This is a genomic window from Methylophilus flavus, assembly GCF_042678905.1.
GTDB lineage: Bacteria > Pseudomonadota > Gammaproteobacteria > Burkholderiales > Methylophilaceae > Methylophilus > Methylophilus flavus.
This window is the reverse complement of sequence record NZ_JBHTLN010000007.1, coordinates 72,980-96,958: the sequence shown is the minus strand read 5'-3', so window position 1 is coordinate 96,958 and position 23,979 is coordinate 72,980. Positions and strand designations below refer to the sequence as shown.

The 23,979-nt window shown below is 50.3% G+C and carries 22 protein-coding genes; 11 read left to right on the top strand and 11 right to left on the bottom strand.

Annotated elements, in window-relative coordinates; translation table 11 throughout:
• Positions 1–14 precede the first annotated feature (14 nt).
• Both ACFQ2T_RS13710 and ACFQ2T_RS13705 read left to right on the top strand, forming a co-directional pair.
• Positions 15–902, top strand: a complete 888-nt coding sequence (locus ACFQ2T_RS13710) for an SGNH/GDSL hydrolase family protein (RefSeq protein ID WP_379035378.1) — start codon at positions 15–17, stop codon at positions 900–902.
• 149 nt (positions 903–1,051) lie between these two features.
• A complete protein-coding gene (locus ACFQ2T_RS13705) occupies positions 1,052–1,861 on the top strand; it encodes an N-acetylmuramidase domain-containing protein (RefSeq protein WP_379035376.1) in 810 nt (269 codons plus the stop codon).
• 126 nt (positions 1,862–1,987) lie between these two features.
• Here ACFQ2T_RS13705 and ACFQ2T_RS13700 read toward each other — a convergent pair whose 3' ends face one another.
• Positions 1,988–4,219: a YgiQ family radical SAM protein gene (locus tag ACFQ2T_RS13700; RefSeq protein ID WP_379035375.1), complete on the bottom strand. Its 2,232-nt coding sequence runs from the start codon at positions 4,217–4,219 to the stop codon at positions 1,988–1,990.
• A 208-nt stretch (positions 4,220–4,427) separates the two neighbouring features.
• Here ACFQ2T_RS13700 and ACFQ2T_RS13695 point away from each other — a divergent pair, with 208 nt between their 5' ends.
• From ACFQ2T_RS13695 to ACFQ2T_RS13675, 5 genes are all read left to right on the top strand, one after another.
• Positions 4,428–7,211: a bifunctional diguanylate cyclase/phosphodiesterase gene (locus ACFQ2T_RS13695; protein ID WP_379035374.1), complete on the top strand. Its 2,784-nt coding sequence runs from the start codon at positions 4,428–4,430 to the stop codon at positions 7,209–7,211.
• Positions 7,212–7,216: 5 nt separating this feature from the next.
• Positions 7,217–7,948, top strand: a complete 732-nt coding sequence (aat, locus tag ACFQ2T_RS13690; protein ID WP_379035373.1) for a leucyl/phenylalanyl-tRNA--protein transferase — start codon at positions 7,217–7,219, stop codon at positions 7,946–7,948.
• Positions 7,945–8,676, top strand: coding sequence for an arginyltransferase (locus ACFQ2T_RS13685; protein WP_379035372.1), 732 nt, complete (start codon positions 7,945–7,947; stop codon positions 8,674–8,676). Before aat ends, ACFQ2T_RS13685 begins: the two co-directional genes overlap by 4 nt.
• Positions 8,661–9,224, top strand: coding sequence for a GNAT family N-acetyltransferase (locus ACFQ2T_RS13680; RefSeq protein WP_379035371.1), 564 nt, complete (start codon positions 8,661–8,663; stop codon positions 9,222–9,224). The genes ACFQ2T_RS13685 and ACFQ2T_RS13680 overlap by 16 nt, the downstream gene beginning before the upstream one ends.
• Positions 9,225–9,344: 120 nt before the next feature.
• A complete protein-coding gene (locus ACFQ2T_RS13675) occupies positions 9,345–9,854 on the top strand; it encodes a hypothetical protein (protein WP_379035370.1) in 510 nt (169 codons plus the stop codon).
• Positions 9,855–9,872: 18 nt separating this feature from the next.
• On the opposite strand, the gene ACFQ2T_RS13670 is transcribed toward ACFQ2T_RS13675, so the two are convergent.
• From ACFQ2T_RS13670 to ribD, 4 genes are all read right to left on the bottom strand, one after another.
• Positions 9,873–10,514, bottom strand: coding sequence for a class II aldolase/adducin family protein (locus ACFQ2T_RS13670; protein WP_379035368.1), 642 nt, complete (start codon positions 10,512–10,514; stop codon positions 9,873–9,875).
• Positions 10,511–11,584 carry an S-methyl-5-thioribose-1-phosphate isomerase gene (mtnA, locus tag ACFQ2T_RS13665; protein ID WP_379035366.1) on the bottom strand — a complete coding sequence of 358 codons (1,074 nt, stop codon included), beginning with the start codon at positions 11,582–11,584 and terminating at the stop codon, positions 10,511–10,513. Before mtnA ends, ACFQ2T_RS13670 begins: the two co-directional genes overlap by 4 nt.
• 273 nt (positions 11,585–11,857) lie before the next feature.
• Entirely contained in the window at positions 11,858–12,658 is an 801-nt protein-coding gene (locus ACFQ2T_RS13660) for a TatD family hydrolase (protein ID WP_379035754.1), read from the bottom strand.
• A 16-nt stretch (positions 12,659–12,674) separates the two neighbouring features.
• Positions 12,675–13,775: a bifunctional diaminohydroxyphosphoribosylaminopyrimidine deaminase/5-amino-6-(5-phosphoribosylamino)uracil reductase RibD gene (gene ribD, locus ACFQ2T_RS13655; RefSeq protein WP_379035364.1), complete on the bottom strand. Its 1,101-nt coding sequence runs from the start codon at positions 13,773–13,775 to the stop codon at positions 12,675–12,677.
• A gap of 693 nt (positions 13,776–14,468) precedes the next feature.
• Between ribD and ACFQ2T_RS13650 the strand changes: the two genes are divergently transcribed.
• The gene (locus ACFQ2T_RS13650; RefSeq protein ID WP_379035362.1) at positions 14,469–14,627 is read left to right on the top strand and encodes a hypothetical protein; all 159 of its coding nucleotides are present in this window, start codon (positions 14,469–14,471) and stop codon (positions 14,625–14,627) included.
• A gap of 280 nt (positions 14,628–14,907) precedes the next feature.
• Here ACFQ2T_RS13650 and ACFQ2T_RS13645 read toward each other — a convergent pair whose 3' ends face one another.
• The 4 genes from ACFQ2T_RS13645 to ACFQ2T_RS13630 form a co-directional block, all read right to left on the bottom strand.
• Positions 14,908–15,285, bottom strand: a complete 378-nt coding sequence (locus ACFQ2T_RS13645; protein WP_379035361.1) for a hypothetical protein — start codon at positions 15,283–15,285, stop codon at positions 14,908–14,910.
• A gap of 31 nt (positions 15,286–15,316) precedes the next feature.
• Positions 15,317–15,766 carry a transcriptional regulator NrdR gene (gene nrdR / locus ACFQ2T_RS13640; RefSeq protein ID WP_055870676.1) on the bottom strand — a complete coding sequence of 150 codons (450 nt, stop codon included), beginning with the start codon at positions 15,764–15,766 and terminating at the stop codon, positions 15,317–15,319.
• A gap of 21 nt (positions 15,767–15,787) precedes the next feature.
• Positions 15,788–17,035 carry a serine hydroxymethyltransferase gene (gene glyA, locus ACFQ2T_RS13635; RefSeq protein ID WP_379035358.1) on the bottom strand — a complete coding sequence of 416 codons (1,248 nt, stop codon included), beginning with the start codon at positions 17,033–17,035 and terminating at the stop codon, positions 15,788–15,790.
• Between the two features lie 417 nt (positions 17,036–17,452).
• The gene (locus ACFQ2T_RS13630) at positions 17,453–19,531 is read right to left on the bottom strand and encodes an AsmA family protein (protein WP_379035356.1); all 2,079 of its coding nucleotides are present in this window, start codon (positions 19,529–19,531) and stop codon (positions 17,453–17,455) included.
• Between the two features lie 153 nt (positions 19,532–19,684).
• On the opposite strand from ACFQ2T_RS13630, the gene iscX reads away from it, so the two are divergent.
• The 3 genes from iscX to ACFQ2T_RS13615 are packed head-to-tail and all read left to right on the top strand — an operon-like array spanning position 19,685 to position 21,855.
• Positions 19,685–19,879 (top strand): Fe-S cluster assembly protein IscX, encoded by a 195-nt coding sequence (iscX, locus tag ACFQ2T_RS13625; protein ID WP_379035354.1) that lies wholly within the window; start codon positions 19,685–19,687, stop codon positions 19,877–19,879.
• The gene (locus tag ACFQ2T_RS13620; RefSeq protein WP_379035352.1) at positions 19,880–21,289 is read left to right on the top strand and encodes a phosphomannomutase/phosphoglucomutase; all 1,410 of its coding nucleotides are present in this window, start codon (positions 19,880–19,882) and stop codon (positions 21,287–21,289) included.
• Between the two features lie 35 nt (positions 21,290–21,324).
• Positions 21,325–21,855, top strand: coding sequence for a retropepsin-like aspartic protease family protein (locus ACFQ2T_RS13615; protein ID WP_379035350.1), 531 nt, complete (start codon positions 21,325–21,327; stop codon positions 21,853–21,855).
• On the opposite strand, the gene ACFQ2T_RS13610 is transcribed toward ACFQ2T_RS13615, so the two are convergent.
• Positions 21,852–22,217: a putative quinol monooxygenase gene (locus ACFQ2T_RS13610; protein ID WP_379035348.1), complete on the bottom strand. Its 366-nt coding sequence runs from the start codon at positions 22,215–22,217 to the stop codon at positions 21,852–21,854. The two genes, ACFQ2T_RS13615 and ACFQ2T_RS13610, sit on opposite strands and share 4 nt — an antisense overlap.
• A 25-nt stretch (positions 22,218–22,242) precedes the next feature.
• On the bottom strand, positions 22,243–23,796 hold the full coding sequence (locus tag ACFQ2T_RS13605; RefSeq protein ID WP_379035346.1) for a M48 family metalloprotease: 1,554 nt from the start codon (positions 23,794–23,796) through the stop codon (positions 22,243–22,245).
• Positions 23,797–23,979: the final 183 nt, after the last annotated feature.

Here is a 23,979-nt window from a genome sequence, read left to right as displayed (position 1 = left end):
TTAGGAGTTACGCAATGGGGCAGTACAACACGCGCAATGTTGCACACTTTGACTTTAGAGGCTATAAACAAGTGGTAGACCCCGGCGGCCTGGGGCAACTATCGCCAAAGCCTGACTATCATGTACTCGCAGAAGGAGATTCCTGGTTTAATATTGTCGGCAATACCGGCGCTTTCAAACCCAGAAATGTCCTCGATACCCTGACGTTTAAGCGACGGCCCACGGCCCTGGTCAATCTGGCGAGAAGTGGTGACACGGTCACCCATATTTCGCAAGCACTGCATGATGGCACGCTGGAAGAAGCCCTCAAGCACAGAAAATGGGATTTAATTCTGTTGAGTGCGGGTGGCAATGACCTCATCGATGCACTCACTAATCAGGGGCAATATCTTGTCGAAGGAAAGTATTTATCCATTCTTCAAAATCATGCTACAACACAAAATTATCAAAGCTTTATCAACCAGCAAGATTTAAGCAGCCTCAAGCAACATCTTGTTGCATCTTACCAACGGTTTCATCAGTACAAAATAAAAACAAGTAACAAGACTACGCCTGTACTCATTCATACCTACGATTACCCTACCCCAAACGATGCAAAAGCAAGATGTGTCGTCAGACTCGGGGCCTGGCTTTATAAAGCGCTCAAATATCAAAATATCCCTGAAACATATTGGTATCAGATTTCTGACTTTTTGTTTCTAAGCCTGAGAGACACCCTGCTTGAGCTGCCTGCCATCATCGATAGCAGTTTCAACGTCCTTAATACCTGCGACACCCTGAAGCGGGCGGCAATCCATCAGACAGGCAATACCAACGACTGGCTGAATGAGATTCACCCGAATGCAGCCGGACTTGAAAAAATCGGGGAAAAGTTATCCAAAAAAATCACCACGTTAATCTGAATCAGATAAAAATCAGCCGCCCTGATAACAGGTAAAAATCCCTTTAAATCCTGTACTCCATTATCGGAAAAAATAAATTGGCTACAGCAACTGACATTGGTTGCTCAGGTATGGCGATAACTGATTGCAAATTGTAAGGAGAGGTTTGAATGCAGTTTAAAGCGAATGCGAAACCCATTTCCCAGCAAGGCTTAAGCCGTGCACTTGAAAAATTGCAGATGAGCCCTGCTCAAACCGCTGCCTTATGGTCAGTTTTCGAGGTGGAAACCTCGGGCACCACACAAGGTTTTGGCTTCCGGCCGGACAAACGGCCACAGATTCTTTTTGAGCGTCATATTTTCCGTAAATATACCGATCAGCAATTTAGCAAGGCATACCCGGATTTGTCCGGGCCGCAAGGCAACTATGGTGCACTCAGCCTGCAATACGAGAAGCTTGATCGCGCACTTACCTTATGCCATCAACATCAACTGGGAGCTGAGCCTGCATTAAAAGCCTGCTCATGGGGCATAGGGCAAGTAATGGGCTTTAATCACGCACTGGCGGGGTATGCTTCTGCCACGAAAATGGTTCAGGCAATGATCCTCAGTGAAGACGATCAATTATGGGCGATGGTGAACTTCCTGGACAGCACGGGTCTGGCAAAACATCTAAGGTCACAAAACTGGACCGCATTTGCCAAAGGTTATAACGGGCCCAGCTATGCCGCGAATCATTACGATGTCAAACTGGCTGAGAACTACGCACGTTTTTCATCCGGCTCCATGCCCAACCTTGAAATCAGGACAGTACAAGCAGCTTTGCTGGTGTTGGGTTATCCACCAGGAAAAATTGATGGGGTGCCCGGCCCAAGGACACATGCAATGCTCAAAAACTTCCAGATTTCCCAGGGTCTGCCAGCAACCGGCGAACTCGATTCAGTCACTTATCAACAGATTACGGCAACAGCATTTTTATGATGCTATTCCAGGCGTACTTACTAAAGTGAGTAACTCAACACGCTAACTCACTTAGCCAGGAGCAAGAAAAATGACCCTACCAGATTTAAAAATTACCGGGTATTTTGCCATTAACCAGCTATAAGACTAGCGTGAAGTAGAAGTTTTCTTTCTACTATTCCGCACCGGGCTTGCCCCGTTTTTCATCTGATTAAATCCTTTAGGCATGGCCTTGGGTACAAACCGGCTGCCGTCGGACTGCACAATCTTGGTCAACACAGCTGGCTGATAGGCAGGAATCAGGTGCTTTTTACCGTTACCGATCAGGTCTGCCCTGCCCATCTTCTTCAATGCCTCGCGCAGCATCGGCCAGTTTTGCGGATCGTGGTAACGGATAAATGCTTTGTGCAGCTTACGCACATTGCCTGCTTTAGGCACCGGCACTGCTTCTGAATCCTGCGTCACCTTGCGTAACGGATTCTTGCCGCTGTGGTACATGGCGGTAGCCATTGCCATTGGTGTTGGCGTAAATGTCTGCACCTGGTCCAGCCTGAAATCATTGCGTTTCAGCCACAGCGCGAGATTCAGTACATCCTCGTCAGTAGAGCCAGGATGCGCCGCAATAAAGTACGGGATCAGGTATTGTTTTTTACCGGCTTCGGCACTGAATTTTTCAAACATGCGTTTGAATTCGTCATAAGCACCCATGCCTGGTTTCATCATTTTGCTGAGTACATTTTCTTCGGAGTGCTCAGGCGCAATTTTGAGGTAGCCACCGACGTGGTGCTGTACCAGCTCTTTCACATATTCAGGCGATTTCACCGCCAGGTCATAACGCAAGCCGGAACCGATCAGGATCTTCTTCACACCGCGCAGGTTACGCGCCTTGCGGTATAACTGGATCAGGGACGAATGATCGGTATTCAGGTTTTCACAAATACCAGGGTAGACGCAGGATAACTTGCGGCAGTTTTTCTCAATCTCTTCAGATTTACACGAGAGCCGGTACATATTGGCGGTCGGGCCGCCCAGGTCAGAAATCACGCCAGTAAAGCCGTCCACCTTGTCGCGGATTTCTTCAATCTCACGCAAGATTGATTCTTCAGAACGACTCTGGATAATGCGGCCTTCGTGCTCGGTGATGGAACAGAACGTACAGCCGCCAAAGCAGCCACGCATGATGTTCACCGAGAAGCGTATCATCTCCCAGGCAGGGATATTGGCGCCCTGATAAGCCGGGTGTGGTTTGCGTGCATATGGCAAGTCATACACGTAATCCATCTCTTTGGTGCTCAGCGGAATCGGTGGCGGGTTTAGCCAGACTTCGCGGTTGCCGTGCCTTTGTACCAGTGAGCGCGCATTGCCTGGATTCGCCTCCAGATGCAGCACGCGCGAAGCATGCGCGTACATCACCGGGTCGCTGGCCACTTCTTCATAAGACGGCATACGGATGACCTGGCGGTCACGCGGCACTTTGGCGGCCTTGAGTGGCAGCGGCAGATTGATGACAGGTGCAGCGTTTGCTGCATCATCGACTTTTTCATCGGTGGCACAACTCGCATCACCTTTACCCATTTTCATGGCGTACGGGTCTTCATGCTTGTCTACCACACCGGGCCGATCAAGGCGCGTGGATGGCACCTCTACAAATTCATCCGGTACAAACTTGCGTATAAATGCCGTGCCGCGGATATCCTGCACCTCACTGATATCTTCCCCACGCGCCAGGCGATGCGTGAGTTCAATAATGGCGCGTTCGGCATTGCCGTACAGCAAAATGTCTGCTTTGGAATCAATCAGGATGGAACGGCGTACTTTGTCCGACCAGTAATCGTAATGCGCGATGCGGCGCAGGCTTGCTTCAATGCTGCCAATCACCAATGGCGCAGAAGGGTAAGCTTCTTTGCAGCGCTGTGAATACACAAGCACGGCGCGATCAGGGCGTTTGTCGGAGGCGGCATTTGGCGTATAGGCATCGTCAGAGCGGATTTTACGGTCAGCGGTATAGCGGTTGACCATACTATCCATATTGCCTGCCGTCACCCCAAAATACAGATTGGGCTCACCTAAAGCCTTGAATGCCGCGGCCGATTGCCAGTCTGGCTGGGCGATGATGCCGACACGAAAGCCTTGTGCCTCCAGCAAGCGTCCGATTAAAGCCACACCAAAACTTGGGTGGTCAATGTATGCATCGCCACTGACCAGAATAATGTCGCAACTGTCCCAACCCAGCGCATCCATTTCGGCGCGGCTCATAGGCAGCATGGCTGCTGTGCCAAAGCGTTTGGCCCAATAAGGGCGATAGCTGCTGACAGGTTTGGCTGTAAGGGAAGTATAGGTTTCCACGCGAGTGACCGGTGATGCTTGAGGATTGCGCATTTTACGCGTTAATCGATTGATTTGAAATAAATTTTTCAAAAATAATCAATCGATACTGCTGCTGGCACTACTGCAGTCAGGGATACAATCCAACAACCGGATAGTGATACCTGTCAGCGCACTTATATTTGTATTGCAGCCAGCCGGAAAGCCCTGTATAAACTGTGAAACAAGGGGAAAGCTTAAATAATAATTACATAAATATACAATGAAACACTACGCATTATTCAAAAAAATTCTGTTGCCGCTCGCAGCGTTAGGCCTGTCAGTCGGACTGATTTCATTTGCCTATATTTTTAACCAGCACCTGATCAATATTGAAACCAAGGCAAATGAAGAAACACAAAAACTTTCAAACCTGCTGATCACCGCCAAGACCCTGGTCAGTGAGCATGTTCTATCCAGTATGGCACTGCTACAGCAATATGCCTACACTCAAGGGCAGCCATCCATTCGCGGAACCACTAAATTGCTGGACACCGCCGTGCCCAACCTCTTGTTCGGCAATACCCCGCAAACAGGCAAGACTGAATTGGTGGACTCAGTCACCAGGATAGGCAGTGGCACTGCTACCATTTTCGTCAAACGTGACCAGCAGTTCTTTCGTATCGCCACCAACGTCAAGAAAGCTGACGGTAGCAATGCGTTTGCAACCGAACTGAATGCGCAGGGCAAACCGATCAGACAATTACTGAATAACCAGACTTTTTATGGGGTGGTAGATATCCTTGGTGAAGCATACCTGTCACGTTATGAGCCTATGCATGACAGTCATGGCACGCTGATCGGTGCATGGTATGTGGGCTATAAACTTAACTTCAATGCGATTGACCAGGCAATCCGGCAGTGGGGTTTCCTTGAAAAAGGCTTTGTTGCCATTACCGATTTCCAGGGCCAGATACGCTTCCTGACTGCAGGTGTCAGCCAGGCAGAAGCTACTGCTGCGCTGAATGACACCAACCATCAATGGAAAAAGGTCACACGTGAAGTTCCGGAATGGGATTTCCAGATTAACATCCTTTACCCCAGCAGTGAGGCCTACTGGTCTGCATTTGGCGCGCTTTCCCCGGCCTTGATCATTACCCTGATCGTGGCGCTGGTGGTGTTGATCGCTCTCATCAGCGGCTTGCGACGTTTCGTTCTGAACCCGCTGGGTGGAGAACCGGAAACTGCCAGGCAACTGCTGATGCACATTGAGCGGGGCAACTTCGCCGAAGACAGCACCACAGCACCGCCAGGCACGCTGATTGCCAATATGGTAAAAATGCGTCGCCGCTTACGGGAAATGCTGAGCCAGATTCACGCCAACGCCAACCGCCTGAAAATTTCTTCCAGTGTATTTGAACACGCCAATGATGCTATTTTCATTACTGATAGCCGCGGCCTGATTGTGCAATCCAACCCATCCTTTAGCATAGTGACCGGTTACAGCCAATCGGAAGTCATTGGCCAGCCACCCGAAGCCTTTGGGTTAGCCTGTCATGACCCAAATTTTTTTGAATCATTTTACAAAGCCAAAACTGTGCAGGAATGGCACGGTGAAGTCTGGAACCGGCATCGGCTGGGCGAAGAGTACCTGGCGGAGCTGGAGCTGTCACCGGTGATGAACGAGTCCGGCGAATTTGAACATTATGTCGGGCTATTCTCCGACATTACGCACGCCAAGGAACAGCAAAATATGCTGGAACACCTGGCTTACCATGATGTGCTCACGCAGTTGCCAAACCGCATGTTGTTTTCCCGACGCCTTCATCATGCCCTTATTGAAGCAGAACGAGAACAAACACTGATTGCAATCTGCTATATCGATCTGGATGATTTCAAGATTGTGAATGACCAGTACGGCCATGAATATGGTGACAAGTTGCTCACGCAATTAGCCAGCCGGCTGACGGATATGCTCAAGCCCTCGGACACCATTGCCCGCCTGGGCGGGGATGAGTTTGCCATGTTGTTGTGTGGCTGCCGCACGCAAACCGAATATAGCCGCTTGCTCAAAAAGCTCCTGGCAGCCATTGAAAAACCATTTTCCATTGATAAATTCAAGTTCTCGATCTCTGCCAGCATAGGCTATACCCTGTACCCGTTCGACCATCACCCGCCCGATACATTATTACGGCATGCCGACCATGCCATGTATCACGCAAAAACACATGGCGGCCATCAGTGCCACCTGTTCGACCTGGCGTCGGCGCAGCAGTCACAACTGCAACAGACCTTGCTCAAAGACCTGCTGACCAGCATCCAGCAAAACCATATAAAACTGGTTTACCAGCCACAAGCCTGCATGCAAACCGGGGATATTTTCTGCTTTGAAGCCCTGCTGCGCTGGCAGCACCCGGTGCGCGGTTTACTGTATCCACACGATTTCCTCGCTTCTGTGGAACATACCAGCCTGATTATCGATATCGGTTACTGGGTGATAGAAGAAGGCCTTCGCCAGCTCAGCATATGGCAAAAGCAAGGTTTTCATACGCAAGTCTCCGTCAATATTGCAGCCATGCATTTAATGCATAAACAGTTTGCCGACCATATCACCAGTCTGCTGCAAAAATACAAGGAGATACAGCCACAGCAGTTGCATATCGAAATTACCGAAAGTGCCGCCATCACTGATTTTGCCCGCGTTAATCGCGTGATCCAGCAATGCCATTCGTTAGGTGTATCATTTTCGATTGATGATTTTGGCACTGGTTATTCTTCTCTGATTTACTTGCGCCGCTTACCGGTCGACATTATTAAAATCGACCAGTCGTTTGTGCACAATATGCTGACCAACCCGGAAGATATGGCGGTGATCAGAAGCGTGATTACGCTGTGCCGCGAGTTTGGCCGTAAAGTCATTGCCGAAGGAGTGGAGAAAGCCGAACAGGCGCGTATCTTACGTGCGCTGGGCTGTGACTTTGCGCAAGGCTATGGCATTGCCCGTGCCATGTCTAGCGACAAGGTTGTAGAATGGGTGAGCAAGCACTCTCCGTATCAATTTGATTAGGCTCTATGCAAGATAGCTATTACCCGTTACCTGGCGGGCCAGTATTAATCCTGGACGAGCAAACGCCTTTTCCGCCATTACAACAGGCACTCACTGAACCCAACGGGTTGATTGCAATAGGTGGTGACCTGACGGCAAAAAGACTGCTGACGGCCTACCAGCGCGGGATCTTTCCGTGGTTTAGCCCTGGCGAGCCTATATTATGGTGGAGTCCTGATCCGCGCATGGTCTTGTTTCCTGCAGAAATCACCATCAGCCGTTCCCTGCGCAAAGTCATACAGCAGCAAGCTTTCGAGATTCGTATCAACACTGCCTTTGAAAGCGTGATTGTAGCGTGTGCCAATACAACGCGCCCCGGCCAGGATGGCACCTGGATTTCTGAAGAAATGGCACAAGCTTATAGTGAGCTGCACAAGATAGGCTATGCACATAGCGTTGAGGCATGGCAAAACGGCACCCTTGTTGGCGGCTGCTATGGCGTGAAGATCGGGCGCATGTTTTATGGTGAAAGCATGTTCCACCATGTCAGCAATGCTTCCAAAGTGGCGTTTGCCCATCTGGTGCAATGGCTAAACTCCAAACAAGTGGGTATGATAGATTGCCAGATGCACACGCCTTTGCTGGCAAGTTTTGGCGCCTATGAAATTCCGAGAGATCGCTTTATAGAAACAATGAATGACTTGCACCAGACAACTGACACTGCTACAGCATTGGTCACACCGTTGGACTCGCAATGACGCTGCCTAACGATATCTCGCTGCAGAAATTGCAGTTTTATGTGACGACAGCGTATCCCTGCGGCTACCTGCCGAAAAAACTGGCGCAAAGCCTGATCGCCACCCCGCAAAACCTGGTAGATGCCAGCGTTTACAGTGGTTTGATACAGCAAGGCTTCAGGCGCAGTGGCAAGTTTGCTTACCGCCCGCATTGCGAGCAGTGTAATGCCTGCATCTCGGTACGCCTGCCGGTAAATGCCTTTAGCCCCACCCGCAGCCAGCAACGTGCTGTGAAAAAACATGCCGACTTGCAAACCACCATTCTTGAAGCAGGCTATCACGAAGAGCATTTCGCCCTGTATCACGCCTACCAGAAACAAAGGCATGGAAACGGCCCGGATCATATTGGTGAACTGGAAGAGGAGGCCTCGCAATACCAGCAGTTCTTATGCCAGACCAATGTTGAAAGCATCATGATTGAATTCAGGGATGCCCACCATATACTCAAAATGGTGAGTGTGATTGACCTGGTGGCGGATGGACTCTCTGCCGTGTATACCTTTTACGACACCACTGACAAGGCAAGCTACGGTACTTACAGTATTCTCTGGCAAATCGACTGGGCCAGACAGCTGGGCCTGCCTTATTTATATCTGGGCTACTGGATTGCCGACAGCGAAAAAATGACTTACAAACAGCAATTCCAGCCGCAGGAAAAATTGATCGATGGTGAATGGATAAACATTTAATCTCCACCATGCCTCAGAAAACTCATGTGCAATTCATCCCCTGCACTTTCGATGAACACGCGCAAGCCATTCTAGACATACTGAATGAGGCTATCCTCAATTCGACAGCGCTTTATGACTACAAAGCGCGTACATTTGAATCGATGCGTAACTGGTTCCAAACCAAGCAGGACCATCATTTCCCGGTCATAGGTGCAATTGACGACCAAGGTACGCTGCTGGGCTTTGCCAGTTATGGCACTTTCCGCGCCTGGCCTGCCTATAAATACACAGTTGAACATTCTGTCTATGTGCATAAAAACCACAGAGGCAAAGGGCTGGGCTTGCAACTGATGCAACATTTAATTGAATCTGCCCGGCAAAACCAAGTACATGTCCTGATTGGCGGCATCGATATTACCAATACCGGCAGCGTGCAACTGCATCAGAAACTTGGTTTTGTGCACGCGGGAACGATCACACAAGCCGCATACAAATTTGGCCGCTGGCTGGATCTGGGCTTTTATCAACTGACACTGGATGCACCGGAAAAACCTGTTGAAGATTAGCCACTGTGTTGCCTTAAAACGTCAATCGTTTATAAAATCCTGTAAGCCGTAGCATGCTCGCACTGAAACTGACGGACGCCGCATCAGCCTGAATTAATGAATGACCTATTATTTTACTGAATGAAAGTCACACCACAATCACTCGCCAGGCAGTTTTGCAGCGGTACTTATGTTAACGTCACGGATGCGTCCCTTTGGCTGGAAACATTTGCCTACCTGGCCAGCGTTAATGACGACTCTATCTTCCAAAGAGAAAAAATCCACGCCTTATGGCTGGTTTACGGCGGCGACCTGCGCGCCAGAATCAGGGATGACCAATTGATCCTGCAAGTGTTACGCAAAGCATTGCCGGGTTATCGCGGTGAAGGCGTGACTATGTATCGCGGCGAGAGCTGGTTTTTATTTGACCAGGATAAGATAGGTTTTTGCTGGACCAGCGCGGAAGACGTCGCTACCTCGTATGCCAAAGGCTTGAACGCGGTGGAATCCGGCGGTGTGCTGTTAAAGTGTTATGCTCCTGCAGAGGCTATTTTAGCGGCGCCTGAACCAGGCACATCTTCTCAAGTATATATTTGTGACCCGGGAAAATTATTACGCCTGACTACGCAAGGCCTTTTCCCGAAATTATAGTAAGCGCATCTCGGTGCGTTATTTTCCCCACTGCCCGTAGCCTTTGAACTGTACATGCACTTCCTGCATTTGTTCTGCACTCAGCAAGTTTGGCTCGCCTATCTGCAATAAGCGCCAGTATTGTTCACACAGGCTTTCCACTTCCACGGCTATCGCCAGCGCTTGCGATAAATCCTTGCCAAGTGCAAGCATGCCATGATGTGCCAGCAGACAGGCTTTACGATCCTGCAATGCTGCCACCGCAGTATCCGACAAGGCTTGCGTACCAAACAGTGCATACGGCGCACAGCGGATATTGTCGCCACCAACCACAGCAATCATGTAATGAAACGGCGGCACATCACGCCCCAGACAGGCAATGGTTGTCGCAAACATGCTATGGCAATGCACAACTGCATTCACCTCAGGCCGTGCCTGGAAAATATCGCGGTGCATGCGCCATTCACTGGAAGGTTTTTTACCGGCTTCCGGGCTGCCATCCCATTGCATATACACCATGCTTTTTTCTGATAACTGTTCGGCTGGGATGCCTGAAGGGGTGACCAGAAATCCGTCTGCCAGCCGTATGCTGGCATTACCGGAAGTACCTTTATTCAAGCCCAGGCTAGTCAGATGCCGGGCTGCATCTAGAAGCTGTATAGCTGGTGCAGGTGTGGTCATAAGCTGGTTTCCAGTGACTTCAGTTGTTCTGGCGGAAATACACCGCGTTCGGTAATGATGCCGGTGACCAGGCGCGCCGGGGTGACATCAAATGCCGGGTTCAATGCCTGGCTCTCGTTTGGGATCACCCGCACACGTCTGACCTGTCCATCCTCATCCTGACCTTGCATATAGGCGACCTCATCTGCGTCACGCATTTCGATTTCTATATCCGTGCCATCTGTTAATTGCCAGTCTATGGTTGGCGTAGGCACTGCCACATAGAAAGGAATCTGATGGTCGTAAGCCGCAAGCGCTTTCAGGTAAGTACCTATCTTGTTACAGACATCGCCACTTTTAGTCACGCGATCCGCACCCACGATCACCATATCCACTTGCCCATGTTGCATCAAATGCCCACCGGCATTATCGGTGATGACCGTATGTGGCACAGCATGCTGCGCCAGTTCCCATGCAGTTAAGCTCGCCCCTTGGTTACGTGGCCGCGTCTCGTCCACCCATACGTGCACCCTGAGCCCGGCATCGTGTGCAGCATAAATGGGCGCCAGCGCTGTCCCTCCATCCACAGTGGCCAGCCAGCCAGCATTGCAGTGGGTAAGAATATTGATCACCTGCTCCGGGTTGGCTGTCGCTACAGCGGCAATCAACTCCTGACCATGCTGGCCTATCGCCTGATTTTGTGCGACATCCTCATCAGCAATGGCTTGCGCAAACACCCAGGCCGCTTGCGCGCGCTCTGCAACGGCAATAGATAACAACTGTTGCAGCATGCGCTGCACCGCCCAGGCCAGGTTGACGGCAGTTGGCCGGGTAGCGATCAATTGACTGGCAACACTTTGCAGTGTTTGGTCATCTGCATTATGCTGACAGCCCAGCACCATGCCATAGGCAGCAGCAGCGCCTATAAGTGGCGCACCACGTACCTGCATGCTACGGATGGCTTCACACATTTGCGTATGCGTATGCAGACGCTCGACCTCAAAGGCAAAGGGTAATTTGGTCTGATCTATGATGCATACGGACTGTGCATCGCGCCAGATGGTTCGGTAATGATGATTGCGAATTTTCATGAAATCAAAAACAGTATGGTTTATTTTTATTTACAAAAATGTGTGTAAAAGCGCTTGCATTTTTTTGTAGGACTAAGCCCGAATTTTCCATCCACAAAAACTGTGGATAACTTTGTGGATTGCTGTGTCTTAAAAGCGTAACTTACCAATTTATAAGGGTTTTTTCCAAAAGTTCATTTTTTAATCTATTTTTTTATCCTTTAAAATCAACAACTTAAATAGCACCACTATAATTGAAACACTTTCGTCACATTCTTAATGTGTCACTTTAAGTCATGTGCATAAATGGGCTAATTTCGGAAAAACTTGCAAAGAATTTTTGCCTGTCATTTCAATGAGTTGCGAAATTTCAATGCGCCGAATTGATGCCATTTCTTCAGCTATTAATTTTAATTGATCCGGGCTGTTTCGACCCTGGTGCCCGATCCAGACTGGCTGGATATCCGGCGCATCTGTCTCCAAAACAATATGTTCCAAAGGTAATTCTGCTGCCAGTTTTCTTATCTTCAATGCACGAGGCCAGGTCATTGCACCACCAAATCCCATTTTTAGTCCCTGCGCTGCCATGGCATCGGCCTGTTGGCGACTACCATTAAATGCATGGGCAACACCCTGGTGGATATCATGCTTGCGTAAATACTTGAGAATGGTATCGATAGAGCTGCGCACATGCAGGATCACCGGCAACTCGAATTGTTTGGCTAGCTGCAGCTGGCCTTCAAGCATGGCAATCTGGTGTGCTTCATTATCCCGCCTGATGTAGAAATCAAGACCGATTTCACCAATGGCGACTAACTGATGCGCCTGCGGCCCGGCCAGCACCTGCTCTATACTCTTTTCCAAGTCTTGTAGCGCGCGCTCAGGCGCCTGATCAACAAATAGAGGATGCCAGCCAAGTGCGAACACTGCTTGTGGATGGCCTGCACACCAGTTCATGATAGGCTCAAAAGTCTCAGCTGTTACGCCTGGAATCACCACCGCTCGCAATCCAGCCTGCAGTGATGCTTGCCAGACTGCCTCGCGGTCAGCATCAAAGTCAGGCGCATCCAGATGGCAGTGGGTATCAATCAGCATAGGGTTAAATTGAGTATCAACGTAGTGTGGCCTGAATGCGGATATCTTGGTCAAAATGACGGACATCCACAATATTCAACGCCAGTGATTGCGACATGGTCGTGTATTCAGGCAGCGCAAACATACCTGCACCAGCCGCGCCCATCAGTTTGGGGGCATAATAAAGCAGCAACTCATCCACCAAGCCGGTTTGCAGCAGCGCACCATTCATGACCGCCCCCGCCTCCACCATGACTTCATTGATTTGCTTTTCTGCCAGCTTTTGCAGCAAGGCAGACAAATCTACTTGCCCGGCACCATTCGGCAACGCCAGTGTTTGGACACCCATCGTGTGTAATCGTGCCAGTTTATCTTCCAGCGCATTTGTAGAGGCTGTCGCATACGCTATGAGGGCATGCCCTTGCTGCAATACTTTCGCCGTCAAGGGGATGCGCAACTGGCTATCCACTATCACGCGCAAAGGCTGCCGATGGCTCTCTACCTCCCTCACCGTCAGTGAGGGGTCATCGTGCAATACCGTCCCTATACCGGTCAGCATGGCGCAACTGCGGGCGCGCCAGTGATGCACATCGCGGCGGGCAGCCGGTGAAGTGATCCATTGGCTGACACCATTTGCCAATGCGGTTTTACCATCCAGGCTGGCGGCTACCTTTACCCGTACATAAGGCCGTTGCTGCGTCATGCGCAAGACAAAGCCGGGGTTAAGTGCCAGCGCCTGTGCTTCCAGTAAACCGGCACTCACCGCTATGCCGTGCGCTTGCAGATAAGCGATGCCTTTACCAGCCACCTGGGGATTGGGGTCTTGCATAGCAATCACAACACGGCCGACCCCGGCTTCCACCAGCGCATGCGCACACGGCGGCGTGCGCCCGTAATGGCTGCAAGGTTCCAGCGTGACGTAAGCAGTCGCGCCTTTGGCATTGATGCCTGCATGACGCAATGCATGCACTTCCGCGTGGGGCTCACCAGCCCTGAGGTGGGCGCCTTCGCCGATTAGCTGGCCGTTTTTTACAATCACGCAGCCGACATGCGGGTTTGGTGAAGTGGTATACAAACCGCGCCCGGCCTGTCTCAGCGCCTGCGTCATCCATTCAAAGTCTTGTGTTGTCCATTGCATAGTCTCAGATGATACAAAAAAACCCGCACAGGCGGGCTTTTGTTTGTTGTAATAGTTGATAAGTGAGTGATTGAAGAAGGTATAAGCTCACAAAGATATGCATGTCACAACCCTTGAGAGTAAAGAGCTTTGTTCTAATGAAAGTATGTTCTTCGATTGAAGATTTTTTCGCCTGTAGGCGAGTTACTTTTCTTTGCTTGCCCAAAGAATAAGTAACCAAAAGAAAGGGCACCCTAGCTTCCGCTGGTTCCCTGCGTTGCTCATCAACGTGGGCGGCCAACGAAACTCGCCCTAGCGGCTTGCAAAGAACGCAAGCCACCGCGGAACTCAGACAGACGCTGACCGAAAGCTCCCACGCTGACTGCGCTACTCGGCGCGTCAGATAGGGGCCCATTAAAATCACACGCTCTCAGTTAAGCTGAGACTCGCCGCATTTATTCCCGCGCTACCAGTGAAATAAACCTAACCAAAAAATGAAATGAAACAAAACCAACCAACCAACCAACCAAACAAACAAACAAACAAACAAACAAACAAACAAACAAACATTTGAAGTTAGTTTTGGAAGTTAAATAAAGCGACTAAGCGCTCTCAATGCAAAACCGTTAAACCAACTTCTCATCGTGGTGGTTTTAAATGGCCCCCTATCTGACGCGCCGAGTAGCGCAGGCAAAATAAGAAACAAGAGAGCGAATGTCTGAATCCCGCGGTGGCCTGCGTAGTGTGCAGGCCGCTAGGATGAGTTTCGTGACCGCTTATTTTGATGAGCAACGCAGGAAAAAAGCGGAAGCTAGGGTGCCTTTTCTTTTGGTTACTTCTTCTTTGGGCAAGCAAAGAAAAGGAACTCGCTGAGAAAGCGAAAAGGAATGGGGATTATCTGAAGAAATACCGATTATAACTTCAGACTAAGTGCAACTATTGTTACCAAGCTAAACATGGGCCTTACCTGGATTCTGGCCTACGCCAGAATGACGAGATGGTGTAGAACTAACCATTAGCGCATAACCATACCGCTACTCAAAACCATACTAATAAAAACCCACTTTCGGGCAAGTTAGGCAGAAAAAGAAGAGTGATTATCTAAATAAACACCTATTAAACTTTCCAGCAAAACTTCTTAAAGGTAGATAGTTTAATGCGAGGAAATCTGGCTATGCGTCAGCCGGCTATCCTGATCAAAATAAATCCTCAAAGCATGATACACATGCATGCATTTACCCAGGTCATACTCCAGCGCATTGGCATCCTCAAGGCTAGGACGTCCCAGCAACGCCATCACCGCCTCTTTTTGCGCGCCACGGATAAGGATGTGATTTTTGAGGTCATAGGCCATGTCTCCACGTCTGCAGTCCTTTTGCACGGTGTTCGAAAGTTCTATCCAGCGCGTCTGGTCAAACTTCTCGCTGCCAAACACTGCCTGGTCTTTAAAAGCCCACCAGGTAAAAAACACGATGGTCAGGATAAGCGTAAACACCGACAGCACAATCGCGGAGATCTTGATCAGTTTCATACGCCACCTTTAGGCTAATTTTTACGACTGATTAATTGTCCAGGTCGCGGATGGCATTATGGAAATCATCCACATCCGAAAAGCTCCGGTAGACTGAAGCAAAGCGGATATACGCGACCTGGTCCATCTGTTTCAATTCTTGCATCACTGTTTCACCCAGCAGGCGCGCAGGCACTTCGCGCGCACCCAGGCCGAGTATTTTCTGCACTATCCTGTCCAGCGCCTTATCCACATACTCGGTCGGCACCGGGCGTTTATGCAAAGCACGGGTGAATGACACCCGTAACTTTTCGCGCTTGAACTCTTCACGCGTGCCGTTTTGTTTCACCACCTGCGGCAGGTGCAGTTCTGCCGTTTCGTAAGTGGTAAAGCGCTTGTCGCACACCTGGCAACGCCTGCGCCTGCGGATGGAGTTCCCCTCCTCATTCAGACGGGAATCCACCACCTGTGTATCGTCAGCACCGCAAAACGGACACTTCATATCGTGATCGTCAGGCTGTGTTTACTTGCCGTAAACCGGGAATTTATCCGCCAGGGCATGTACTTTTGCCTTGGTCGCCGCAATCACATCGGCACTTTCAGGATTATCCAGCACATCAGCGATCAGGTGCGCAACCTGCTCGGCTTCAGCTTCTTTAAAACCACGCGTGGTGATTGCTGGCGAACCGATACGGATACCGGAAGTGACGAACGGGCTTTCCGGATCATTCGGGATCGCGTTCTTGTTCACTGTGATATGCGCCTGGCCAAGGTAAGCATCGGCAGCCTTACCAGTCAGATTTTTAGGACGTAAATCAACAAGGAAAACGTGTGACTCGGTACGGCCGGAGATGATACGCAAGCCACGCTCTGCCAGTGTTTTCGCCATGGCGCTGGCATTTTTCAATACCTGCTCCTGATAGACCTTGAATTCAGGCTGTGCCGCTTCCAGGAAAGCAGTCGCTTTACCGGCAATCACATGCATCAGCGGGCCGCCTTGCAGGCTTGGGAACACGTTGGAGTTAATAGATTTCTCGAACTCAGCTTTGGCCATGATGATACCGCCGCGTGGGCCACGCAGTGTTTTGTGTGTAGTAGAGGTGACGAAATCAGCATGTGGCACAGGGTTAGGGTAAACACCTGCCGCGATCAGGCCGGAGTAATGCGCCATGTCGACCATGAAATAAGCACCGACTTTTTTGGCGATTTCAGCCATGCGTGCCCAGTCAAAACGTAACGCATAAGCGGATGCGCCGCCAATCAGCAGTTTAGGTTTGCATTCAATGGCTATGCGCTCCATCTCGTCATAGTCGATCTCTTCTTTATCGTTGAGGCCATAAGGCACGATATTAAATAACTTACCGGACAGGTTGGCCGGAGAACCGTGCGTCAGGTGACCACCATGGCCCAGGTTCATCCCCATCACGGTATCACCTGGTTTCAGGATAGAGAAATATACTGCCTGGTTAGCCTGTGAACCTGAATGCGGTTGCACGTTGGCATACTCAGCACCGTACAAGGCTTTCAGACGATCTATCGCGATCTGTTCTACTTGATCGACAAATTCACAGCCACCATAGAAACGCTTGCCAGGATAACCCTCGGCGTATTTGTTGGTCAGTTGCGAACCTTGCGCCTCCATCACTGCCGGGCTGGTGTAGTTTTCTGAAGCAATCAATTCAATGTGCTGGTGCTGACGCTCAACCTCTTGCGAGATCATTTTGGCTAACGCCGGGTCGGCAACATTTAAGTTTCTTGAAAAGCTAAACATGACGATCAAGTTTCCGTTGACATAAAAATAAAGCGGGATTTTACCATGATGCGCCCATGGCTTGCACTTTTCCGGTGAGGTACCTCAAGTGTGAGATAGTCGGTGAGGTAAACGTGATTTCACCACTACCATGGCCTAGATAATCAAACCGGATAAACAAATAGCGCGCCAGCATTGCTCATTACGCACCAAAGATGTGCGCATTCCAAAACAGTTGTTGAATTGACAGCAATGAAAATAATCAAAAATTACGCTATCTACCTGATTTAAATAGCATTAATAAATCTGGCACAACTTATGCTAAATATAATCCGTAAGCGTATCTCCAAAATCGCTCCCTAAGCCCAACTTCGGTTGGGCTCTTTTTTTGGCCTGAGCCTTTTTGCGGATATCTAAAACGGATTGAAGAAGTAGTGATTAACGCTTGCCCTGCGATTTCAGTTTTTGCAAGGTTTGCTGGCAGCCCTCATTTGCAGGTTGATCACCGCTGCCTGGATCCAGGAAAGGCAGAATGGCGGCAAACGGCGTCACCAGTGCCAGCAACACACCCCCAGCAACACGTGCTGCGATTGGGCCTGGACTGATAGATACGTTAGGGTTTACGAATGGTCCGGTCACCATGATGGGCGAGCGCACTGTAAATGGTGAGAAGTTTTTCGGGTTAGCCTGCAGTTTGAGATTAAACTGCTCTTCTCCCAGATCCATATTGCCGTGAATATATACCGTGGTCACCGGGGTATCTATCAATGCTGCTTCAGGTGTCAACACGCCTTGTTTGGCATGCCAGCCCATCGCGGCACATTGCATGGGGATAGCGTGATCGCCTCTTAATAACAACCCTACACTTTGCGCAATATCCAGGCCCGCTGCTTCAACCACCAGATGCGAGATTTCACCATCACGCACCATCAATGCCAATTGACCATCCAGTGATTTGAGTAACGCGGCCGTAGAGCGGCCATGCCCAGTGAGCTTCGCCCTCGCATTTAATTCACCAGTAATATAGGCAGGCGCATCTTTAGCTGCCTCTTTTTTCTCGATTTTATCTTTGGCAGGCCGGTCTTCTGGTTTAACTTTAAGCCATTGCTCTAACTGGATATTTTTCAATCCTAACTGGATATCCCACTTCGGCACTGGAGTATTGACAGACTCTGCTTCATTGTTGGCTTCTGGTGCATCAATCAGCAGTGCGCCGGATAAACTACCCTGCGCAGTACCGGCATACAGCTTGGCGACGGTCAGCTTGCGATCCTGCAAGGTCAACTGGAAATCCAGCGGTGCAATGCGCTCCTTGAACACGCTTCCCAGCTCTACTGCATCAAAATGAATCTTGATATCCGCATTCATGCGGTCATAAGTTGCAAAATCCAGCGTCTCATCCGGAAATATTTTTCCTGGTTTCTTATTGCTGGCGCCTGTCGCGGTAGGCACAGGTGCACCAAATGCCGGCGCCAGGTCGGCCAATACCAGCAATGGACCTTTGACGTCGCCGGTGAGCCTGGGTTTTAAATCGCCATAATCATAAATGAATTGGCCCGCCAGGCGGCTTTGGCCTACTTTCGCGTCTGAAACATTCACTTTCCATTGATTGGTGTTTTTTTCTACTTCCGCTGCAATCCTGAATGGCGGTGTGCGCGGGAAAGCCAGGTCCAGCAGATCGCCGACATCGGCCAAAGACGGGCCATCCACATGTAGCTTGCCCTTTACGCGCTGGGTGCCGAACAAGTCATACACAGCACCATCAAACTTGAGATTGACCGCACCATATTTCAACCAGCCTTTTGAATTAATTGGAGGGGAGTCCTTACCCTGGGTAGCCACTGGCAGGAAACCCTGGGTAACCAGTTCGCCCTGCAATGGGCGTTTTCCGAATTCGCCTTTGACTTTCAGACTGGATTCAGGCGTTTTGAGATGCGCGCCTTCTTCAGTATAAAAAGTAGTGGTTAGGTCCGCCTTGGTCACGGCATCATCAATGCGCGCCTGGCCCTTGTTCACGGATAATTCCTCAATAAACGGGAAAGGACGTGAGGGACCGGAATCATCCAGTTCAAAATCCCAGGTCGCATGTTTTTTGTTATCGCGTTTCATGTAGGCATCGAGCTGTTCTGCGCGTATGGTTTTGATGCGATACGGCTGCCCTTCTTTTAACTCTAACAAATCGCGATAGCGCAATTTGAGGTCCAGCCCATGCGCATCTACCAGATATGGCACCTTGAACTCTGCCGGCGCTGAAATACTGAGATGCCCGACTTGCAGACGCAGCCCACCCAGCAATTGCAGATGAAAAGGGCGTTCGATAATGACATCCCGCTTGAGTGTCTTGGTGGTGAAATCTTGCAAGGGCTGGCGCAAAAATGGCCAGCCAGCGAGTTCACAGCACACAATAATCACGAAGAGTGCTAATAAAATGCCACCTACCCAACGCAGTATTTTGACACCTGTTTTGAGGGGGGATGACTGGTTTGGGGAGGTGTTGTTTGTTGATTCATCATTCATAGCAACATCTTGCCACGCTGAACCAGCATGACCAGTCAAGCCAGTCTGACAAGGGTGTAGGAGGATTCTGTCAATCGCAGCTCTTAAGCCAGTCACAACGTCAGCAGTCGGTTATAATTTGAGGCATATGTATCCCAGAAAGACGAGAATCAAATGAAATGGACTGACAGCCAGCGTATTGCCGAAGAACTGTATGACAAATACCCCGATATTGACCCTAAAACCATCCGCTTTACCGATTTGATGCAATGGGTCATGGCATTAGATGGTTTTGATGATGATGTTTCCCGTTGCGGAGAAAAAGTGCTGGAAGGCATTCAACTGGCCTGGATAGAAGAAGCCGAATAAATGGCTGCGATAACATTGCCAGGTTCCATTTTTAAAGCCTATGATATCCGCGGCATTGTTGATGAAACGCTGACTAACGACATTGTTTACCAGATAGGCCTGGCGCTTGGTACCCAGGTACACACTCGTGGCGAGCAATCCATTTGCGTTGGTTATGATGGGCGTTTATCCAGCCCTGACCTGGCCGCAGCCTTGACTGAAGGCATCTTGAAAACAGGTGTTAACGTTATTTCGCTATACATGGTCACCACGCCCATGGTGTATTTTGCGACTCACCATTTACCGCACAACCCCAGCGGCGTCATGATCACTGGCAGCCATAACCCGCCACAATATAACGGCCTGAAAATAGTCATTGGCGGAGAAACCCTGAGCAGCGAAGCCATACAGGCGCTCAGGCAGCAGATAGAGCAGCAACAGTTTTATCATAGCGTCCATCCAGGTCAGCTTTCTATACTCGACATTTACCCCGCATACCAGCAAACCATTGTTGCAGATATCAAACTGGCGCGGCCAATGCGCGTGGTGGTTGATTGCGGTAATGGCGTAGCGGGCGCTTATGCGCAATCTTTATTTGAAGCATTAGGTTGCAGCGTGGACCCTTTGTTTTGCGAGGTAGATGGCAATTTCCCCAACCATCACCCTGACCCGGTAGAAGCAAAAAACTTGCAGGATGTTATTAAAAAGTTGCAAACCGGAGACGCCGAACTAGGCCTGGCATTTGATGGCGATGGTGACCGCTTAGGCGTGGTCACTAAAACCGGACAGATCATCCGCAGCGACCGCCAGCTGATGATGTTTATTGAAGACATATTGAAGCATCAACCCGGCAGCAGCGTGGTGTTTGATGTGAAATCCACGCGCTACTTAAGCCTGTGGACACGCAAGCATGGCGGCAAACCGGTGATCTGGAAAACAGGTCATTCTTTGATGAAGGCCAAGATACGCGAAACCGGTGCTGCCATCGGTGGCGAGTTATCAGGGCACCTGTTTTTCAATGATCAGAAAGAAGGCAGGCAACGCTGGTTCGGCTTTGACGATGGCTTGTACAGTGCCGCACGTTTACTCGAAATCGTGAGTCGCGTGGCAGATGCCAGCGCGCTACTGGAAGCCTTGCCTGACAGTGTCAACACGCCTGAATTACAGATAGCCATGCGTGAAGGTGAGCCGCATGCATTGATTGCGCAACTGCAGCAATCAGTACAATTCCCGGGCGCCAATGACGTGATCGCCATTGATGGTTTGCGCGTTGAATATGACGATGGCTTTGGCCTGATGCGCGCTTCAAACACCACACCGGTACTGGTGCTGCGTTTTGAAGCAGATAACGAAAGTGCATTACTGCGCATACAACACATCTTTAAAGAAATATTACTGACTGCCCAGCCTGACTTGAAAATCCCTTTTTGAGCCTCCATTAAATGAGCATGTCTAATCCAGAGCGCATGTCCCAACGAATCTTCTCAAAAGGCCAGAGCCTGCTATATATGGTGCTTTGGCTAGGCCTGGCAGCACTGGTCTGGTTGTTGGTAGATCGCGTTCAGCATCCCAATACGCTGGAGCAAGTCGGCAAACTCAATGTCGCCACCCTGAAACGCGGACCGGATGGACATTACAGTGCGGAAGCCCTGATCAACGGCGAACGCGTGCGCGTGCTGGTGGATACCGGTGCCACCGGCGTGGCCATTTCCCAACATGTGGCTGATCGTCTGGGGCTGGTCAGTACGGATGCGATCAATACACACACAGCTAATGGCAATGCAGTTTCTTATCTGGTCAGGCTAAAAACGGTGCAGCTGGGCGGCATAGTGGCTAACGATGTTGCGGCAACGATTACGCCGGGGCTGGAGGGGGATGTACTTCTGGGAATGAGCTTTCTAGGGCGTATGGATGTCAGGTTATATCGTGGCGTCATGACCATTCGTGATGGTGAAGGTAGCGCAACACTTTCTTCAGAAACTGAAGCAAGAAACTAGCTTCGCCGGTAACCAAACTCCAGCACAAAATATTGCGGGTTCATCGCCGCTAAAGGTGTCCGCAACTTAGCTAGCTGCTGTTCCGGGCCATGAATTTCAATTTTCAATAATGTAGAAATCTCACCCATCTCATGCAGGATGGGCCTCAGGTTTTCAATATGCGCCAGCAAGGCATCGGCATCCTGAAAACCTTCGCGACAATGCGCCAGCCCTTCATCAAAACTGAAGCCATAATACAAACAGCCTGGCTCACGTGATGACCACTGCACATATTTTTCCGCAATCACACGGAAAGCCTCCGCCTGACCCGCATGAATTTGAAAATAAGGGCCTACAGAACAACAGGTATCTTGTGTCGCCATGATTAATCTCTCAAGTCAGCAGCTACTATCGCGCCAGCTCAGCACCTTCGACCACCACCCGGAAAAACTGTAAGGCAGCCTGGTCCTGGATGCGGACACCGGTCGCCACAGAACCACGATTGCCTGGTGGAATGCCGCCGGTAATCAGCATGGAGCGGCTCTGGTTCACCAGGCGGCCACGGTTATCGTATTGCAACATCCTGACTTGTACGCGCCCTACCGTGACATTGCTATTGTTCTGGACTGCGGCATAGACCAGGCCGGTATCATCGGCAATCGGCCCGGAAGGCAGATAACGGGCCGGATTACGCGGCAGGTCAATGCGCATGGCGCGGGCGGCAGAATCCTTGCCTATGTCAGAATCAGAACTGGCAGCTAACTGGTAATGTTGCAAGGCCAGGCCGGTTTCACCACGGCCTTCGGCTATTTGCCCCAGCAAGGCATAGCCGGGTGCGGTTGGCAGCAATACATTGGCTTTTTTCAGAAACGGCTCAGCCTGCTCTTTTTTACCGGCATTAAACAGGGCAATGCCGCTTTGCACATAGGGCTTGAAATAATCAGGTTGCAACTTGATGGCTTTGTCATACAAGGTCAGCGCTTCTGTGGTGTTTTTCTGCGTCAGCGCAATGTCGCCCAATAGCTCCTGGAACCTGGCTTCCTTGGGTTCTATGCTGATGGCTTTTTTGGCTAGGGACTTTGCTTTGTCGGCATCGCCTTTTTGCAGGGCCGCTTTGCCTTCATCATAGGCTTTATAAGCTTCACGCGTCGCCATCAACTTGGTGACTTTCTCGTTATAGACCTCCCTGCCCATTTCGCCGCCAGCGCCCAGTTCAGCCAGCGTTTTCTTGTTCTCATCGACCCGTTCCTGTGAGGGCGGGTGGCTGGCAAACAGGCCGCTGATAAAGTCCTGCCGCTTGCCTTCGCTCAAGCGGACAAAAGTTTCCTGCAAAGTCACTGCCGCAGCAGGATCATACCCGGCCTGTTTCATATACTTCATGCCATAAGTATCGGCCTCCGACTCGGCATCGCGGCCATATTTGCTGGTAATCAGCTGGCCGCCCAGCTGCGCGCCGCCAACCACCAGGTTGGCATAATTGGAATCGCGGGTCGCCAGGCCTACCGCCAGCATCGCACCTTGCATGAACATGCCGCGTTCCATGCCTTGGGCGCCATGACGGGCAGCCGCATGTACGATCTCGTGACCCAGCACTGCTGCCAGCTCAGCTTCACTATGCAGCTCATAAAGCAGGCCACGGTTAAAAGCAATCTTGCCGCCGGGCATGGCCCATGCATTGGGCACAGAGTCATTCAAGACGACAAACTCATATGGCAAATCCGGGCGATCAGATGCCGCTGCCAGCTTCTGCCCAACCTGCTGCACATAGCGGGTCAATTCTGCATCCAGAATGTAATCACCGCCCTGGGACTGACGCGCAGGACTGTAATTCTGCTGGCCGATCTGGATTTCCTTGTCCTGCGAAACAAACTGGAATTCGCGCTGTTTGGTCACTGGATTGATGCCGCAGGACAGCAAAGCCGCAGACAATAAAACCGGGCAAAGAATGCTTTTTTTAATCATTTTGATTACCCCCTAACGATGAGCCATCACAATGGGCGAGCAGGATTAAATTGCAAGGCGGGCAGCATTTAGACACCGCAAGATACATTGAGTCCATGAGGATTTCGGAAACGAAGTTTCCATGCAAGTCATGACGAAAATAAAAGCCTGATCGACACAGCATTTTCCGCGCAACCATTGCTA

Bases quoted from the DNA above. Each gene is read 5' to 3' on its own strand.
- ACFQ2T_RS13680 (WP_379035371.1), top strand. From the start codon at position 8,661: ATGGATAAACATTTAATCTCCACCATGCCTCAGAAAACTCATGTGCAA.
- ACFQ2T_RS13620 (WP_379035352.1), top strand. From the start codon at position 19,880: ATGGCTGCGATAACATTGCCAGGTTCCATTTTTAAAGCCTATGATATC.
- ACFQ2T_RS13705 (WP_379035376.1), top strand. From the start codon at position 1,052: ATGCAGTTTAAAGCGAATGCGAAACCCATTTCCCAGCAAGGCTTAAGC.
- ACFQ2T_RS13675 (WP_379035370.1), top strand. From the start codon at position 9,345: ATGAAAGTCACACCACAATCACTCGCCAGGCAGTTTTGCAGCGGTACT.
- ACFQ2T_RS13685 (WP_379035372.1), top strand. From the start codon at position 7,945: ATGACGCTGCCTAACGATATCTCGCTGCAGAAATTGCAGTTTTATGTG.
- ACFQ2T_RS13630 (WP_379035356.1), bottom strand. From the start codon at position 19,531: ATGAATGATGAATCAACAAACAACACCTCCCCAAACCAGTCATCCCCC.
- ACFQ2T_RS13615 (WP_379035350.1), top strand. From the start codon at position 21,325: ATGTCCCAACGAATCTTCTCAAAAGGCCAGAGCCTGCTATATATGGTG.
- ACFQ2T_RS13700 (WP_379035375.1), bottom strand. From the start codon at position 4,219: ATGCGCAATCCTCAAGCATCACCGGTCACTCGCGTGGAAACCTATACT.
- ACFQ2T_RS13650 (WP_379035362.1), top strand. From the start codon at position 14,469: ATGTCTGAATCCCGCGGTGGCCTGCGTAGTGTGCAGGCCGCTAGGATG.
- iscX (WP_379035354.1), top strand. From the start codon at position 19,685: ATGAAATGGACTGACAGCCAGCGTATTGCCGAAGAACTGTATGACAAA.
- ACFQ2T_RS13660 (WP_379035754.1), bottom strand. From the start codon at position 12,658: ATGCTGATTGATACCCACTGCCATCTGGATGCGCCTGACTTTGATGCT.
- ribD (WP_379035364.1), bottom strand. From the start codon at position 13,775: ATGCAATGGACAACACAAGACTTTGAATGGATGACGCAGGCGCTGAGA.
- ACFQ2T_RS13605 (WP_379035346.1), bottom strand. From the start codon at position 23,796: ATGATTAAAAAAAGCATTCTTTGCCCGGTTTTATTGTCTGCGGCTTTG.
- ACFQ2T_RS13695 (WP_379035374.1), top strand. From the start codon at position 4,428: ATGAAACACTACGCATTATTCAAAAAAATTCTGTTGCCGCTCGCAGCG.
- ACFQ2T_RS13670 (WP_379035368.1), bottom strand. From the start codon at position 10,514: ATGACCACACCTGCACCAGCTATACAGCTTCTAGATGCAGCCCGGCAT.
- ACFQ2T_RS13645 (WP_379035361.1), bottom strand. From the start codon at position 15,285: ATGAAACTGATCAAGATCTCCGCGATTGTGCTGTCGGTGTTTACGCTT.
- ACFQ2T_RS13710 (WP_379035378.1), top strand. From the start codon at position 15: ATGGGGCAGTACAACACGCGCAATGTTGCACACTTTGACTTTAGAGGC.
- ACFQ2T_RS13610 (WP_379035348.1), bottom strand. From the start codon at position 22,217: ATGGCGACACAAGATACCTGTTGTTCTGTAGGCCCTTATTTTCAAATT.
- nrdR (WP_055870676.1), bottom strand. From the start codon at position 15,766: ATGAAGTGTCCGTTTTGCGGTGCTGACGATACACAGGTGGTGGATTCC.
- mtnA (WP_379035366.1), bottom strand. From the start codon at position 11,584: ATGAAAATTCGCAATCATCATTACCGAACCATCTGGCGCGATGCACAG.
- aat (WP_379035373.1), top strand. From the start codon at position 7,217: ATGCAAGATAGCTATTACCCGTTACCTGGCGGGCCAGTATTAATCCTG.
- glyA (WP_379035358.1), bottom strand. From the start codon at position 17,035: ATGTTTAGCTTTTCAAGAAACTTAAATGTTGCCGACCCGGCGTTAGCC.